General features: G+C 69.3%; 15 protein-coding genes. 12 read left to right on the forward strand and 3 right to left on the reverse strand.

Features of this window, described 5'->3' with window-relative positions; translation table 11 throughout:
- Positions 1–2: 2 nt before the first annotated feature.
- The 3 genes from ACFPFG_RS18920 to ACFPFG_RS18930 form a co-directional block, all read right to left on the reverse strand.
- On the reverse strand, positions 3–1,376 hold the full coding sequence (locus tag ACFPFG_RS18920; protein WP_016447370.1) for an aspartate aminotransferase family protein: 1,374 nt from the start codon (positions 1,374–1,376) through the stop codon (positions 3–5).
- Positions 1,377–1,478: 102 nt separating this feature from the next.
- Complete coding sequence (locus tag ACFPFG_RS18925; protein WP_380107815.1) at positions 1,479–2,252, reverse strand: GntR family transcriptional regulator; 774 nt, start codon at positions 2,250–2,252, stop codon at positions 1,479–1,481.
- Between the two features lie 4 nt (positions 2,253–2,256).
- A complete protein-coding gene (locus ACFPFG_RS18930; RefSeq protein ID WP_197954319.1) occupies positions 2,257–3,951 on the reverse strand; it encodes a sigma-54-dependent Fis family transcriptional regulator in 1,695 nt (564 codons plus the stop codon).
- A gap of 311 nt (positions 3,952–4,262) precedes the next feature.
- Here ACFPFG_RS18930 and ACFPFG_RS18935 point away from each other — a divergent pair, with 311 nt between their 5' ends.
- Genes ACFPFG_RS18935 through ACFPFG_RS18990 form a run of 12 tightly spaced genes read left to right on the forward strand, consistent with a single transcriptional unit; the run spans position 4,263 to position 14,075 of the window.
- The gene (locus ACFPFG_RS18935; protein WP_183017511.1) at positions 4,263–4,472 is read left to right on the forward strand and encodes a phenol hydroxylase subunit; all 210 of its coding nucleotides are present in this window, start codon (positions 4,263–4,265) and stop codon (positions 4,470–4,472) included.
- Between the two features lie 41 nt (positions 4,473–4,513).
- A complete protein-coding gene (locus tag ACFPFG_RS18940) occupies positions 4,514–5,506 on the forward strand; it encodes a ferritin family protein (protein ID WP_197954321.1) in 993 nt (330 codons plus the stop codon).
- Positions 5,507–5,519: 13 nt separating this feature from the next.
- Positions 5,520–5,822 carry an MmoB/DmpM family protein gene (locus ACFPFG_RS18945; RefSeq protein ID WP_183017513.1) on the forward strand — a complete coding sequence of 101 codons (303 nt, stop codon included), beginning with the start codon at positions 5,520–5,522 and terminating at the stop codon, positions 5,820–5,822.
- Positions 5,823–5,874: 52 nt separating this feature from the next.
- Positions 5,875–7,470, forward strand: coding sequence for an aromatic/alkene/methane monooxygenase hydroxylase/oxygenase subunit alpha (locus tag ACFPFG_RS18950; protein WP_183017514.1), 1,596 nt, complete (start codon positions 5,875–5,877; stop codon positions 7,468–7,470).
- Positions 7,467–7,823, forward strand: a complete 357-nt coding sequence (locus ACFPFG_RS18955) for a phenol hydroxylase subunit P4 (protein WP_183017515.1) — start codon at positions 7,467–7,469, stop codon at positions 7,821–7,823. The genes ACFPFG_RS18950 and ACFPFG_RS18955 overlap by 4 nt, the downstream gene beginning before the upstream one ends.
- Positions 7,824–7,879: 56 nt before the next feature.
- A complete protein-coding gene (locus ACFPFG_RS18960) occupies positions 7,880–8,953 on the forward strand; it encodes an NADH:ubiquinone reductase (Na(+)-transporting) subunit F (protein ID WP_183017516.1) in 1,074 nt (357 codons plus the stop codon).
- A gap of 12 nt (positions 8,954–8,965) precedes the next feature.
- On the forward strand, positions 8,966–9,376 hold the full coding sequence (locus tag ACFPFG_RS18965; protein WP_183017517.1) for a 2Fe-2S iron-sulfur cluster binding domain-containing protein: 411 nt from the start codon (positions 8,966–8,968) through the stop codon (positions 9,374–9,376).
- 1 nt (position 9,377) lies between these two features.
- Positions 9,378–10,322 (forward strand): catechol 2,3-dioxygenase, encoded by a 945-nt coding sequence (locus ACFPFG_RS18970; protein WP_183017518.1) that lies wholly within the window; start codon positions 9,378–9,380, stop codon positions 10,320–10,322.
- 23 nt (positions 10,323–10,345) lie between these two features.
- Positions 10,346–11,254 (forward strand): SphA family protein, encoded by a 909-nt coding sequence (locus ACFPFG_RS18975; protein ID WP_232245686.1) that lies wholly within the window; start codon positions 10,346–10,348, stop codon positions 11,252–11,254.
- A gap of 11 nt (positions 11,255–11,265) precedes the next feature.
- Positions 11,266–11,745 (forward strand): GlcG/HbpS family heme-binding protein, encoded by a 480-nt coding sequence (locus ACFPFG_RS18980; RefSeq protein WP_183017519.1) that lies wholly within the window; start codon positions 11,266–11,268, stop codon positions 11,743–11,745.
- Positions 11,746–11,773: 28 nt separating this feature from the next.
- The gene (locus tag ACFPFG_RS18985; RefSeq protein WP_183017520.1) at positions 11,774–13,228 is read left to right on the forward strand and encodes a 2-hydroxymuconic semialdehyde dehydrogenase; all 1,455 of its coding nucleotides are present in this window, start codon (positions 11,774–11,776) and stop codon (positions 13,226–13,228) included.
- Positions 13,209–14,075, forward strand: coding sequence for an alpha/beta fold hydrolase (locus ACFPFG_RS18990; RefSeq protein WP_197954325.1), 867 nt, complete (start codon positions 13,209–13,211; stop codon positions 14,073–14,075). Before ACFPFG_RS18985 ends, ACFPFG_RS18990 begins: the two co-directional genes overlap by 20 nt.
- Positions 14,076–14,078 lie beyond the last annotated feature (3 nt).

A 14,078-nucleotide genomic window follows, 5' to 3' on the forward strand; every position in this document is an offset into this window, starting at 1 on the left:
CTTCAGGCCGCCTTGGCTTTCGTGAGCAACTGGTCCAGCAGGACCATGGCTTCGTCGATCTCGGGGCGCGAGATCATCAGCGAGGGCGCGAAGGTGATCACGTTCTTGTAGTAGCCGCCCACGTCCAGCACCAGGCCGCGTTTCTGGCCCTGGTATTCCAGGCCGCCTTCGAGGCCGATGTCCACCATCTTGTCCAGCAGCGCCTTGTTGGGCGTGAAGCCGTCCTCGGTGCAGATCTCGGCGCGCAGCGCCAGGCCCAGGCCGTCCACGTCGCCGATTTCCTTGTGGCGCTTTTGCAGCTCCTTGAGGCCTTCGAGGAAGTAGGCGCCCGATTCGCGCACCTGGCGGCCGAAGTCCATCTCGTGGGTCATCTTCATGACTTCCAGGCCCAGAGCCGTGCCCAGCGGGTTGGAGGCGAAGGTGGAGTGGGTCGATCCCGGCGGGAAGATGGTGGGGTTGATCAGCTCCTCGCGCGCCCACAGGCCCGACAGGGCGTTGAGGCCGTTGGTCAGCGCCTTGGCGAAGACCAGCACGTCGGGCTTGACGCCGAAGTTCTCCACCGACCACAGCGTGCCGGTGCGCCAAAAGCCCATCTGGATTTCATCGACCACCATCAGCACGCCGTGGTCGTCCAGCACCTTCTTGAGGCCCTTGAAGAAGTTGGGCGGCGGCACGACGTAGCCGCCCGTGCCCTGGATGGGTTCCACGTAGAAGGCCGCGTACTCGCACTGGTTGGTCTTGGGGTCCCAGATGGCGTGGTACTCGTTCTCGAACTTGCGCGCGAATTCCCGGACGATGGAGTCCGCATACTCCTCGGACGTCATGCCCTTGGGGCGGCGGAACGGGTAGGGGAAGGGAATGAACTGCGCGCGGTCGCCGAAGTGGCCGTAGCGGCGGCGGTAGCGGTAGCTGGAGGTGATGCTGGAGGCGCCCAGCGTGCGGCCGTGGTAGCCACCCTCGAAGGCGAACATCAGGCTCTTGCCGCCGCTGGCATTGCGCACGACCTTGAGCGAGTCCTCGATGGCCTGGGCGCCTCCCACGTTGAAGTGCACGCGGCCTGCATGGCCCCACTTGCGCTCCGCATCCTGGGCGATGAACTTGGCCAGCTCGATCTTGGTCGGGTGCAGGTACTGGCTGGCGACCTGGGGCAGGGTCTGCAGCTGCTCGATCATCTTCTGCTCGAGGCGCTTGTTCTTGTAGCCGAAGTTCACGGCCGAATACCACATCTGCAGATCGAGGTAGGGCGTGCCGGCCTCGTCGTACATGTAGCTGCCTTCGCAGCCCGAGAAAATCTTGGGCGGGTTGACGTAGTGGACGGTATCCCCGAACGAGCAGTACTTGGCTTCGTCGGCCAGAAGTTGGGCGTTATTGGTCACAGCAGAAGGGCTCCGTAGATTCAGCTGCCGCAGTGTGGGCGGGCAATCTTGCCGGGCTGTCGAGCCTTTGTGTGGGATTTGTGGAGGAGGGCGTGGGCGTGCTCAGTCCAAGCCCGCGGCCTGCCCGCCGGATGGCGCTGCGCCGCCCGTGCCGGGCAGTCGCACGCGCCCCTCGCGCAAGGCCTTGAGCAGCTCGTGGGGCGTGGCGCAGATATGCGCCTCCAGCGCCAGGGCCGCGCGCGCCTCCTGGCCGGCCATGGCCAGTTCGAAAATCTCGGTGTGCTCGGCATGCACGTCGCGCGTCATGCCGGGCAGGTCCATGGCGTAGCAGCGGTAGCGCTCGCCATGGCGGGCCAGCAGTCGCAGCACCTTCTGCGTCCAGGGCGAGGGCTGGCCGGCCAGCAGGGCCTCGTGGAAGCGCAGGTTCATCATCTCCCAGGAGCGGCGCTGGGCGCGCGACAGCGGCTGCTCCAGCGAAGACAGCTCCTCGTAGCTGGCGCGCAGCCGGGCGCGCCAGTCCTCGCCGCCATGGCGTATGGAGTCGCGCAGGGCCTGGGTCTCTATGTGCACGCGCAGCCGCGTGAGGTCCTCCAGGTCATCGATGGCAATGGGCGAGACACGAAAGCCGCGCTGCCCCTCGGCCGTGACCAGGGCGTCGCTGACCAGGCGCGTCAGCGCCTCGCGCAGCGTCCCCGCTCCCACGCCATAGGTCTGGCGCAGGTGCTCGATGCGCAGCTTGCTGCCGGGCACGAGCCGGCCTTCGATGATGTCGGCGCGCAGCTCGGCGTAGGCCTGCTCGGTCAGCGTGCGCGAGGCTTCGCCGCCGCCGTCCGCATCGGCCATCAGCAGGCGCTGGATGAAGGGTCGCTTGGCCATGGGCTCACTCCTTGGTGCGTTCGCGAATGCGCGACAGCCGGTAGCTCAGCTGCGGCCGGGTCATGCCCAGCGCGCGCGCCGCAGCCGCGAGGTTGCCGCCGGCGCGGCGCACCGCCTCCTGCAGCAGGCCGTCCTCCAGTGCTTCCAGGTGCAGGCCCTGGCCCAGCATGGCGTCGTACAGGCCCGAGGCGTCGGCCATGCCCTCGGCACCGGGCCCTTGCGCCAGGTAGCCCTGCGCATCGATACCGCTATGCCCCGCGTTGCTCCATTGCGGGAACAGTGCCCCCACATCGATCAGCTCGCCGGGCGGCGTCAGGATCAGGCCGCGCTCCATGAGGTTCTCCAGTTCGCGCACGTTGCCGGGCCAGCTGTGGCCGCGCAGCGCGGCCAGGGCACGGTCACTGAGCCCGGACACGGGCTTGCCGTGCAGTGCCGAGAACTTGTGCAGCAGATGCATGGCCAGCAGCGCGATGTCGTCGGCGCGCTCGCGCAGCGCGGGGATGCGGATGGGATAGACGTTGAGCCGGTACAGCAGGTCGCGCCGAAAGCGTCCTTGCTCGACGGCCTGTTCCAGGTCCACGTTGGTCGCGGCGATCACGCGCACATCGACCTTGCGTGCCTGCGTGCCACCCAGGCGCTCGACCTCGCCGCTTTGCAGCACGCGCAGCAGCTTGGCCTGGGCCGGCAGCGGCAGCTCTCCCAGTTCATCGAGCATCAGCGTGCCGCCATGGGCGCGTTCGAAGCGGCCCATGCGCGCGGCTCCCGCGCCCGTGTAGGCGCCTTTCTCGGCACCGAACAGTTCGCTTTCGATCAGCTCGGCCGGCAGCGCCGCGCAGTTGACGGCCACGAAGGGCTTGCCAGCGCGCGGACTCATGGCGTGCAGCGCGCGCGCGAAGCGCTCCTTGCCCACGCCGGTCTCTCCCGTGAGCAGCACCGTGACCTGGGTGGGCGCGGCCTTGCGCAGCAGCTCCACGGCGCCCTGGAAGGCGCGCGAGCGGCCCAGCAGCGGACCCTGCTCGTCGCTGGGCTGCAGGCCCGTGCGCAGCGCCTCCACCTGCGACTGCAGCTCCTCCATGCGCACCAGCATGGACTCGGGCGCGTAGTCGCGCTCCAGCAGCTCGCCATCGGGCCATTCCTGCACGAAGCGCCCCTCGATCAGGCAGTGCGCGTGGCCGCAGGCCGCGCACTGCACTTCCTTGAACAGCGCGGGCCGGCGAAAGAAGGCGCTGGTATAGCCCGAGGCATAGCCCAGCAGCATCCAGCACACGGGCGCCTCCTGCGGGCCCCATTCGCGCCCGTGCATCTCGGCCTCCCAGCTGTGGTCCCAGCGCACCACGCAGCGCAGGCGGCCCGCGGCCTCGTCGATCTCGAAGACCTCGGGCGTGGCGCGTACCGCGCCTTCGAGCCGGTGCAGCTGCGGGCCCACGGCGAACATGTCGAACAGGCTGGCATCGGGCCGGATCTGGCGCGCCAGCTGCGCATCGCGCTCGCCCGAGGCATAGCCGGCCCGCATCAGCAGCCGGCGCGTATGGGCCGAGCCCATGGTCTCCATCATTTCGCGGCGCAGCGCGCTCAGCGAGGCCAGGTGCAGCAGCAGCATGCGCTGGCCCGAAAGCCAGATCAGCCCGTCCTCGGTGGAAAAGCGCACGAGGCTGCGCAGGTCGGCATCGGATGGCAGGGGTGGGACGGATGTGGGCATGGTTGAACTATCGATAAAACGACTTTTCCTGCCAATGCGGATTCACCCGCGCCCGGTGCCGGCCGGCAGGTGATCAATTGCGCACATGCGGGGTCCCGGATTCACCATTTCATCATGCTGCACTGCGCAATGGCAGGCGGGCGCGGCGCGGACATCCAAGGGTTTGCCCTGGATTGGCGCCTTTCCAGGGCCGGAGAGTGGTCTGAAATCTAGGGGCTAACCCTGTATTTATCGATATTTCTGCGCCATTGGGCCAGCCTGGCACGGCCCGTGCAAACACCGGCCGGCAAAGACCTCGCCTGGAGCCCGCCATGGATACCCCGACCCGCACCGCCACCGCCACTGTCGACCTGCCCGCCTGCGATCTCTCGCGCCGCTCGGTGCGCGTGCTGCAGCGGCGCGCCAACGGTTTCGTGGAGTTCGAGTTCTCCGTGGGCTGGCCCGAGCTGGTGGTGGAGCTGACCATGGCCGAGCCCGATTTCCAGGACTTCTGCCGCAGGCAGGGCGCCACGGTGCTGTGAGCGCATCCCGAATCCCGACGAACCCCACAGGAGACAAGCCCATGAACATCGAGCTGCAGGCGCGCGAGATACAGCCGCTGCGCCATACCTTCGACCGCGTCGCGGCGCACACGGGGGACAAGCCCGCGTCGCGCTATCTGGAGGCCATGCTGGGCGCCCAGCCCAAGGAAAACTTCCACTACCGCCCGACCTGGGAGCAGGGCCTGGAGTTGTTCGACGCCGGCCGCACGGCCATCCGCATGGCCGACTGGTATGCGCTGCGCGATCCGCGCCAGTTCTACTACGCCACCTGGACCATGGCCCGTGCGCGCCAGCAGGAGGCCATGGAGGCCAACTACCAGTTCGTCGAGTCGCGCGGCCTGGCCGCGCGCATGGCCGATGCACAGCGTGCCCATGCCTGTGCCGTGCTGATGCCGCTGCGCCACGTGGCCTGGGGCGGCAACATGAACAACTGCAGCATGTGCTCGCGCGGCTATGGCACGGCCTTCACGGCGCCGGCCATGTTCCACGCCATGGACCAGCTGGGCGTGGCCCAGTACCTGACGCGGCTGGGCCTGGCCATGGACGAGCCCGGCGTGCTGGAGGCCGGCAGGAACGACTGGCTGCAGGACCCCGCCTGGCAGCCGCTGCGCCGCCTGGTCGAGGACCTGCTGGTGCTGCAGGACCCCATCGAGCTGTTCATTGCCCAGAACCTGGCGCTGGACGGCCTGCTGTACCCGCTGATCTACGGCCGCTTCGTGGACGGGCCGCTGGCGCTGCACGGCGGCACGGCCGTGTCCATGCTCACGGCCTTCATGCCCGAGTGGCATGCCGAGTCGGCCCGCTGGATCGATGCCGTGGCCAAGGTGGCGGCCGCCGAGTCCGGTGCCAACCGCGCCCTGCTGTCGCGCTGGTACCTGGCCCATGTGGACCAGGCGCAGACCGCGCTGGCACCCGTGGCCGCGATGGCCCTGGGGGAGGACGCGCAGGCCGCGCTGTCCGAAGTGCGCCAGGCCCTGGACGCCCGCGCCCGCAAGGCCGGCCTGGATATCTGAAGGGGAGCACGCCATGACGACAAGCGCAACCGCCGCCACCGCCCCAGTCTCCAGGGTCTTCATCGCCTTCCAGGACAACGAGGAATCGCGCCCCGTGGTCGAGGCCGTGTTGGCCGACAACCCCCAGGCCACGGCGGCCCATACGCCCGGCCTCGTGAAGATCGACTGCCCCGGGCGCCTGGTCATCCGGCGCGCCAGCATCGAGGCCCTCACGGGCCAGCCCTTCGACCTGCAGCAGATCCAGATCAACCTGGTGACGCTGTCGGGCCACGTCAACGAGGACGACGAAGAGTTCTCCCTGAGCTGGGGCCGCTGAGCCGCGCCCCGCCCGCCAGGCAACACCACAAGCAACACGACAAGGAGACATCATGGACGCACCCGTGATCAAGAAGAAGCTGGGCCTCAAGGAGCGCTACACCGCCATGACGCGCGGCCTGGCCTGGGACACGACCTACCAGCCCATGGACAAGGTCTTCCCCTACGACCGCTACGAGGGCATCAGGATCCACGACTGGGACCGCTGGGAGGACCCCTTCCGCCTGACCATGGATGCCTACTGGAAGTACCAGGGCGAGAAGGAGCGCAAGCTCTACGCCGTGATCGAGGCCTTCGCCCAGAACAACGGCCAGCTGGGCGTGACCGACGCGCGCTACGTCAACGCGCTCAAGCTGTTCCTCCAGGGCGTGACGCCGCTGGAGTACGGCGCGCACCGGGGCTTCGCCCACGTGGGCCGGCATTTCACGGGGGCCGGCGCGCGCGTGGCCGCGCAGATGCAGTCCATCGACGAGCTGCGCCATTTCCAGACAGAGACGCATGCGCTGAGCCACTACAACAAGTACTTCAACGGCATGCACAACGCATCGCAGTGGTACGACCGCGTCTGGTACCTGTCCGTGCCCAAGTCCTTCTTCGAGGACGCGATGACGGCCGGCCCCTTCGAGTTCCTCACGGCCGTGAGCTTCTCGTTCGAATATGTGCTGACCAACCTGCTGTTCGTGCCCTTCATGTCGGGCGCGGCGCACAACGGCGACCTGTCCACGGTGACCTTCGGCTTCTCGGCGCAGAGCGACGAGTCGCGCCACATGACGCTGGGCATCGAGTGCATCAAGTTCATGCTGGAGCAGGACCCGGCCAACGTGCCCATCGTGCAGCGCTGGATCGACAAGTGGTTCTGGCGCGGCTACCGCCTGCTGACCCTGGTGGCCATGATGCAGGACTACATGCTGCCCAAACGCGTGATGAGCTGGAAGCAGGCCTGGGAGATGTATGCCGAGGAAAACGGCGGCGCCCTGTTCCGCGACCTGGCGCGCTACGGCATCCGCGAGCCCATGGGCTGGAAAGAGGCCTGCGAGGGCAAGCACCACATCAGCCACCAGGCCTGGAACATCTTCTACAACTACGGCGCCGCCGCACCCTTCCACACCTGGGTGCCCGAACCGCAGGAGATGGACTGGCTGGCCGCGCAATACCCCGACAGCTTCGATCGCCACTACCGCCCGCGCCTGGAGCATTACCGCGCCGAACAGCAGGCCGGCCGGCGCTTCTACAACAAGACCCTGCCCATGCTGTGCACCACCTGCCAGATTCCCATGGGCTTCACCGAGCCCGGCGACGCCACGCGCATCTGCTACCGCGAGTCCGACTACCAGGGCGACAAGTACCATTTCTGCAGCGACGGCTGCAAGCACATCTTCGACCACGAGCCAGAGAAATACGTGCAGTCCTGGCTGCCCGTGCACCAGATCTACCAGGGCCGCTGTTTCAAGCCCGATGCCGACCCCGGCCGGCCCGGCTTCGATCCGCTGGCCGCCGTGCTCGACTGGTATGGCCTGAACGCGGGGCGCGACAACTTCGACTTCGAGGGCTCCGAGGACCAGCGCCACTTTGCGGCCTGGCGCGGCAATGCGCCGCCCGGCGCGGGCGGGCAGACAGGGGCCACGGCCGGCGAAGGAGCTGCGCCATGAGCGTCACCGCCCTGTACCCCTATGCCTTCGAGGCCGCCGACCGGCGCGAGAACTTTCCGGCCCCCTTGCTGTACATCGCCTGGGACGACCACCTGATGTTCTGCTCGCCCGTCTGCCTGCCGCTGCCGGCCGACACCCCCTTCGGCGCGCTGGCCAGCGACGTGCTGCCCGGCATCTACGGGGCCCATCCGGACTTCGGCCGCATCGACTGGAGCGCCGTCCAGTGGCTGAAGTCGGGCCGGCCCTTCGTGCCCGACCCGGCCCTGGGCCTGGCCGCCAACGGCCTGGACCACAAGGACGTGATCCGCTTTCGCACGCCGGGCCTGACCGGCATCGCCGGATCGCACAGCTAGACCCCATCGACGAGCCCGCACGGCAGGCGCTGCGCGCGCCTGCCGGCCCCACGACCATGAGCTACCAACTGACGCTGCAACCCCTGGGCGCCACCATCGAGGTGGAGGACGGCCAGACCCTGCTCGATGCCGCGCTGCGGCAGGGCATCTACATCCCCCATGCCTGCGGCCACGGCCTGTGCGGCACCTGCAAGGTCCAGGTCTGCGAGGGCGAGGTGGACCATGGCGCGGCCAACCCCTTCGCGCTGATGGACATGGAGCGCGACGACGGCATGACCCTGGCCTGCTGCGCCACGCTGCAGTCCGACGCCACCATCGAGGCCGACATCGAGGACGAGCCCGACGCCCGCGTCATCCCCGTGCGCGACTTCGGCGCCACCGTGCTGCGCACCGTGCAGCTGACGCCCACCATCAAGGCCATCCACCTGCGGCTGGACACGCCCATCGCCTACCAGGCAGGGCAGTACGTGCAGGTCCGCATTCCGGGCCTGGACGCGCCGCGCGCCTTCTCCATCGCCAACGCGCCATCCGGCGCCGACGGCACGGCCCGGGACATCGAGATCAACGTGCGCCATGTGCCCGGCGGTGCCGGCACCACCTGGCTGCATGCATCGCTGCAGGAGGGCGAGCGGCTGCAGCTGGCCGGCCCCTACGGGCGTTTCTTCGTGCGCCACTCGGCGCGCCAGCCCCTGGTCTTCATGGCCGGCGGCTCTGGCCTGTCCAGCCCGCGCGCCATGATCCAGGAGCTGCTGGAGCGCGGCTGCGAGCAGCCCATCACCCTGGTCTACGGCCAGCGCAGCCGCGCCGAGCTGTACTACGACGAGGAATTCCGCGCGCTGGCCGAGCGCCATCCGCAGTTCACCTACGTCCCCGCCATCTCGGGCGGGGCGGCCGATGCCGGCACGGACTGGCGCGGCGCCCTGGGCTTCGTGCATGAGGCCGCGCAGGCCCACTTCGGCGGCAACTTCGCGGGCAGCAAGGCCTATCTGTGCGGGCCGCCGCCCATGGTCGAGGCCTGCATCGCCACGCTGATGCAGGGCCGGCTGTTCGAACGCGACATCTACACCGAGAAATTCCTCTCGGCTGCCGATGCCCAGGGCGCGCGCAGCCCGCTGTTCAAGCGCGTCTGAACGGAGAGCGCCATGTGGATCAGCCCCCGTGCCACCGTGGACGTGCAGGTCGAGCAGACCGCCGAGCGCTATGCCTGCGCCCTCGATGAAAGCCTGCTCAGGGGCATGTTGCGCCTGGGCCGAAAAGGCATTCCCGTGGGCTGCGTCAACGGCGGCTGCGGCGTGTGCAAGGTGCGCATCGTCGAGGGCGGCGTGCGCGCCCTGGGCCCCGTCAGCCGCGCCCACGTGAGCGCCGAGGAAGAGCAGCAGGGCTACACGCTGGCCTGCCGCGCCGCACCCGTGGCCGCCGTGCGCCTGCAGATCTGCGAGCGGCTGGCCAAGCCCTTTGCCAGACCTGCCTGCCCAACGATTTCCCCACCCCGGGCGGACGCCGGTGCAGCGCCCGCCTCTTTCACCACGACACAAGCAACCAAGGAGACATGACATGGGCGTACTACGCATAGGCCACGCAAGCCTGAAGGTGATGGACATGGCCGCCGCCGTGCACCACTACGAGAAGGTGCTGGGCCTGAAGACCGTGATGCAGGACAAGACCGGCAACCTCTATCTCAAGTGCTGGGACGAGTGGGACAAGTACTCGCTGATCCTCACGCCCTCGGACCAGGCCGGGCTCAACCACCTGGCCTACAAGGTCGAGCGGGACGAGGACCTGGACAGCCTGCGCCAGCGCATCGAGGCCTGGGGCGTGAAGACCGAGATGCTGGCCGAGGGCAGCCTGCCCGCCACGGGGCGCATGCTGAAGTTCCACCTGCCCAGCGGCCACGAGATGCGCCTGTATGCCATGAAGGAATGCGTGGGCACGGACGTGGGATCGACCAACCCCGACCCCTGGCCCGACGACATCCGCGGCGCGGGCGCGCACTGGCTGGACCACGCCCTGCTGATGTGCGAGCTCAACCCCGAGGCCGGCATCAACACCGTGGAGCAAAACACCCGCTTCATGCGTGAGTGCCTGGATTTCTTCCTGACCGAACAGGTCGTGGCCGGTCCCGGTGGCGCCGTGCAGGCCGCCACCTGGATGGCCTGCACCACCACGCCGCACGACATCGCCTTCGTGGGCGGCGCGCGCAGCGGGCTGCATCACATCGCCTACTTCCTGGACTCCTGGCACGACGTGCTCAAGTCGGCCGACGTGATGGCCAAGAACAAGGTGCGCATCGACGTGGCGCCCACGCGCCACGGCATCACGCGCGGCGAGACCATCTATTTCTTCGACCCCAGCGGCAACCGCAACGAGACCTTCGCAGGCCTGGGCTACCTGGCCCAGCGCGACCGGCCCGTGACCACCTGGACCGAGGACCAGCTGGGCAGCGGCATCTTCTATCACACCGGCGATCTCGTGCCCTCGTTCACCGAGGTCTACACCTGAGCCCGCGCACCGGAGAGCCCCCGATGAACAAGAACATGGGACACACCGCGCCGGCCCTGCTGTCGCTGCTGGCCGCGCTCGGCGCACTCGCCGCCCCGGCGGCCCGGGCCGAAGGCCATTACGTGCCCGGCGTGGAAGGCCTGCAGGGCGCCAGCGTGCCGCCGCCCGGCGCCTACTACCTGGGCTACCTCGTCAACTACCAGATGGACGACTTCCGCGCGCCCGGCACCAGCAGCAACCTGCCCGGGCACAACCGGGGCACGGTCACGGCGCTGGCCAACCGCTTCGTCTGGATCACCGGACGAAAGCTGCTGGGGGCCGACTACGGCATGGAGGCCATCGTGCCCGTGATGCGCACCTCGCTCACGGTGAACGCGGCCGGCATCTCGGACACGCGCTCGGGCGTCGGTGACGTCTACCTGGGGCCACTGGTGCTGGGCTGGCATGGCCCGCAGTGGGATGCGGTGGCGGCCGCCGGCGTCTGGCTGGACTCTGCCGGCACGGGCCATCCGGCCTCGCCGGGCAAGGGCTTCAAGAGCACCATGCTCACGGGCGGGCTGACGTACTACTTCGATGGCGCCAGGACCGTCTCGGGATCGGCCCTGCTGCGCCTGGAGCGCAACGGCCGCAACGCGGCCGGCATGCGCCCCGGCAACCAGGCCACGCTGGAATGGGGCCTGGGCCGGTCCTTCGGCGCCTGGCAGGTGGGCCTGGTGGGCTACAGCCAGTGGCAGTTCAGCGATGACAGCGGCCCGGGCGCGAGCACCGACCGCGCCTCGCGCCACGCGCTGGGGGCCGAGCTGGTCTATCCGGTGCCGGGCGCGGGCCTGTTCCTCAAGGGCGCCTTCTACAAGGAGGTGCGCGCCGAGGCCGGCACGGGCGCCCTGCCCAAGGGTTCACTGCTGCGCCTGACCCTGGTCAAGGCCTTCTGATGGAGGCGCGCATGACCCAGACCCGGGAGATTTCCCAGGCCCCGCAGGCCGCCACGATCGCCGCCCTGGCCGCGCTCCAGCCCGTCATCGACGCGCCCGCCGCCCTGCGCGCCACGCAGGCCGCCGTGCAGCATGCCACCGAGCTGGGCGTGCGCGCCAACGTGGCCGTGGTCGATGCGGGTGGCCTGACCGTGGCCTTCGCGCGCATGGCCGGCGCGCCGCTGCACTCCATGGACATCGCCACCGACAAGGCCTACACGGCCGCCAGCTTCGGCCTGGCCACGGGCGACTGGACCCAGGCCCTGGCCTCGCACTCCGAGGCCGTGCGCCAGGGCCTGGTGCTGCGCCCGCGCTTCGTGGCCTTCGGCGGCGGCCTGCCCATCGTGGCCTCGGGGGCGCGCCTGGGCGGCATCGGCGTGTCCGGCGGCAGCGAGGCCCAGGACGAGGCCATCGCGCACGCCGGCCTGCGGGCCCTGGGCCTGGACGCCTGACACACAACGACGACTGCAACGGATCACCATGAAACAGATACGCAACTTCATCAATGGCGCCTACGCCGAATCGGCGCGCCGCTTCGACAAGCATTCGCCACTCACGGGCGAGGCCATCGCCCAGGTCCACGAGGCCGACCGCGCCCAGGTCGATGCCGCCGTGGCCGCCGCGCGCGCCGCGCTGCAAGGGCCCTGGGGCCGCATGGGCGTGGACGAGCGCGTGCAGAGGCTGCACGCCGTGGCCGACGGCATCAACCGCCGCTTCGAGGAGTTCCTGGCCGCCGAATGCGCGGACACGGGCAAGCCGCGCAGCGTGGCCAGCCACATCGACATCCCGCGCGGTGCGGCCAACTTCAAGATCTTCGCCGACGTGGTCAAGAACGTGCCCACCGAGTTCTTCGAGATGGCCACGCCCGACGGGCGCGGTGCCATCAACTACGGCCAGCGCGGCCCCGTGGGCGTGGTCGGCGTGATCTGTCCCTGGAACCTGCCGCTGCTGCTCATGACCTGGAAGGTCGGCCCGGCGCTGGCCTGCGGCAACACCGTGGTGGTCAAGCCCTCGGAGGAGTCTCCGCAGACGGCCGCCCTGCTGGGCGAGGTCATGAACGAGGCCGGCATCCCGCCCGGCGTCTACAACGTGGTCCATGGCTTCGGCCCCGATTCGGCCGGCGAGTTCATGACCACGCACCCCGGTGTCGACGCCATCACCTTCACGGGCGAGACGCGCACGGGCGAGGCCATCATGCGCGCCGCCGCCAAGGGCGCGCGCCCCGTGAGCCTGGAGATGGGCGGCAAGAACGCGGCCATCGTCTTCGCCGACTGCGACTTCGACGCGGCCATCGAGGGCACGCTGCGCTCGGCCTTCGTCAACAGCGGCCAGGTCTGCCTGGGCACGGAGCGCATCTATGTGGAACGTCCCCTGTTCGAGCGCTTCGTGGCCGAGCTCAAGCGCCAGGTCGAGGGCTGGAAGATCGGCCTGCCCGAGGACGCGGACACGAAGCTGGGCCCGCTGATCAGCCGCGAACACCAGGACAAGGTGCTGTCGTACTACGCGCTGGCCAGGCAGGAGGGCGCCACCGTGGTCACCGGCGGCGGCGTGCCCGACATGGGCGCGCGCCTGGCGGGCGGTGCCTGGGTGCAGCCCACGATCTGGACCGGCCTGCCCGAGACGGCGCGCGTCATCAAGGAGGAGATCTTCGGCCCCTGCTGCCATATCGCCGCCTTCGACCGCGAGGACGAGGTGCTGGCCCTGGCCAACGACAACGACTACGGACTGGCCTGCGCCGTCTGGACACGCGACCTGGCGCGCGCCCACCGCGTCGCCGCCCGCATGCAGGTGGGCATCTGCTGGGTCAACAGCTGGTTCCTGCGCGACCTGCGCACGCCCTTCGGCGGCGCCAAGCAGTCGGGCATAGGCCGCGAAGGCGGCGTGCATTCGCTGGAGTTCTACACGGAGCTGAAGAATGTCTGCGTCAAGCTCTGAAAACCCCGAACTCGGCCGCTGCATCGAGGTGGATGGCCTGCGCACCAACTACCACGACCATGGCCAGGGCGATCCGGTGCTGCTGATCCATGGCTCGGGTCCGGGCGTCTCGGCCTGGGCCAACTGGCGGCTGGTGATGCCTGCGCTGGCCGGCAACGCACGCGTGGTCGCGCCGGACATGGCGGGCTTCGGCTACAGCGCACGGCCGGCGGGCGGAGCCTTTGGCATGCAGGCCTGGGTGGACCAGGCCGTGGGCCTGCTCGATGCCTTGCAGATCGAGCGCGCCGACCTCGTGGGCAACTCCTTCGGTGGTGCCCTGGCTCTGGCGCTGGCGATACGCCATCCGGCCCGCGTGCGGCGCCTGGTGCTGATGGGCAGCGCGGGCCTGCCCTTCGCCCTCACGCCGGGGCTGGATGCGGTCTGGGGATACCAGCCCTCGCTGGAGGCCATGCGCGGGCTGCTGGACATCTTCGCCTTCGACCGGGGTCTGGTGAACGACGAACTCGCGCGCCTGCGCCATGCCGCCAGCATCCGGCCGGGCGTGCAGGAGTCCTATGCGGCCATGTTCCCCGCGCCACGCCAGCGCTGGGTCGATGCGCTGGCCAGCCGCGAGGACGACATCCGCCGCCTGCCCCATGAAACCCTGGTCATCCATGGCCGGGAGGACCGCGTGATTCCGCTGGCCAATGCCCACACGCTGGCCGACTGGATTCCGCGCGCCCAGCTGCATGTCTACGGCCGCTGCGGCCACTGGACGCAGATCGAGCATGCCGCGCGCTTCGCGCGGCTGGTCGGCGACTTCCTGGCCGAGGCCCGGCCCGATGAACCCCTTGCCCTTGCACGGTGACCC

The sequence above is a fragment of the Delftia deserti genome (assembly GCF_042653485.1).
Lineage (GTDB): Bacteria > Pseudomonadota > Gammaproteobacteria > Burkholderiales > Burkholderiaceae_C > Comamonas > Comamonas acidovorans.

Coding starts and splice junctions, on each gene's coding strand:
- ACFPFG_RS18925 (WP_380107815.1), bottom strand. CDS start 2,252: ATGGCCAAGCGACCCTTCATCCAGCGCCTGCTGATGGCCGATGCGGAC.
- ACFPFG_RS18930 (WP_197954319.1), bottom strand. CDS start 3,951: ATGCCCACATCCGTCCCACCCCTGCCATCCGATGCCGACCTGCGCAGC.
- ACFPFG_RS18935 (WP_183017511.1), top strand. CDS start 4,263: ATGGATACCCCGACCCGCACCGCCACCGCCACTGTCGACCTGCCCGCC.
- ACFPFG_RS18940 (WP_197954321.1), top strand. CDS start 4,514: ATGAACATCGAGCTGCAGGCGCGCGAGATACAGCCGCTGCGCCATACC.
- ACFPFG_RS18945 (WP_183017513.1), top strand. CDS start 5,520: ATGACGACAAGCGCAACCGCCGCCACCGCCCCAGTCTCCAGGGTCTTC.
- ACFPFG_RS18950 (WP_183017514.1), top strand. CDS start 5,875: ATGGACGCACCCGTGATCAAGAAGAAGCTGGGCCTCAAGGAGCGCTAC.
- ACFPFG_RS18955 (WP_183017515.1), top strand. CDS start 7,467: ATGAGCGTCACCGCCCTGTACCCCTATGCCTTCGAGGCCGCCGACCGG.
- ACFPFG_RS18960 (WP_183017516.1), top strand. CDS start 7,880: ATGAGCTACCAACTGACGCTGCAACCCCTGGGCGCCACCATCGAGGTG.
- ACFPFG_RS18965 (WP_183017517.1), top strand. CDS start 8,966: ATGTGGATCAGCCCCCGTGCCACCGTGGACGTGCAGGTCGAGCAGACC.
- ACFPFG_RS18970 (WP_183017518.1), top strand. CDS start 9,378: ATGGGCGTACTACGCATAGGCCACGCAAGCCTGAAGGTGATGGACATG.
- ACFPFG_RS18975 (WP_232245686.1), top strand. CDS start 10,346: ATGAACAAGAACATGGGACACACCGCGCCGGCCCTGCTGTCGCTGCTG.
- ACFPFG_RS18980 (WP_183017519.1), top strand. CDS start 11,266: ATGACCCAGACCCGGGAGATTTCCCAGGCCCCGCAGGCCGCCACGATC.
- ACFPFG_RS18985 (WP_183017520.1), top strand. CDS start 11,774: ATGAAACAGATACGCAACTTCATCAATGGCGCCTACGCCGAATCGGCG.
- ACFPFG_RS18990 (WP_197954325.1), top strand. CDS start 13,209: ATGTCTGCGTCAAGCTCTGAAAACCCCGAACTCGGCCGCTGCATCGAG.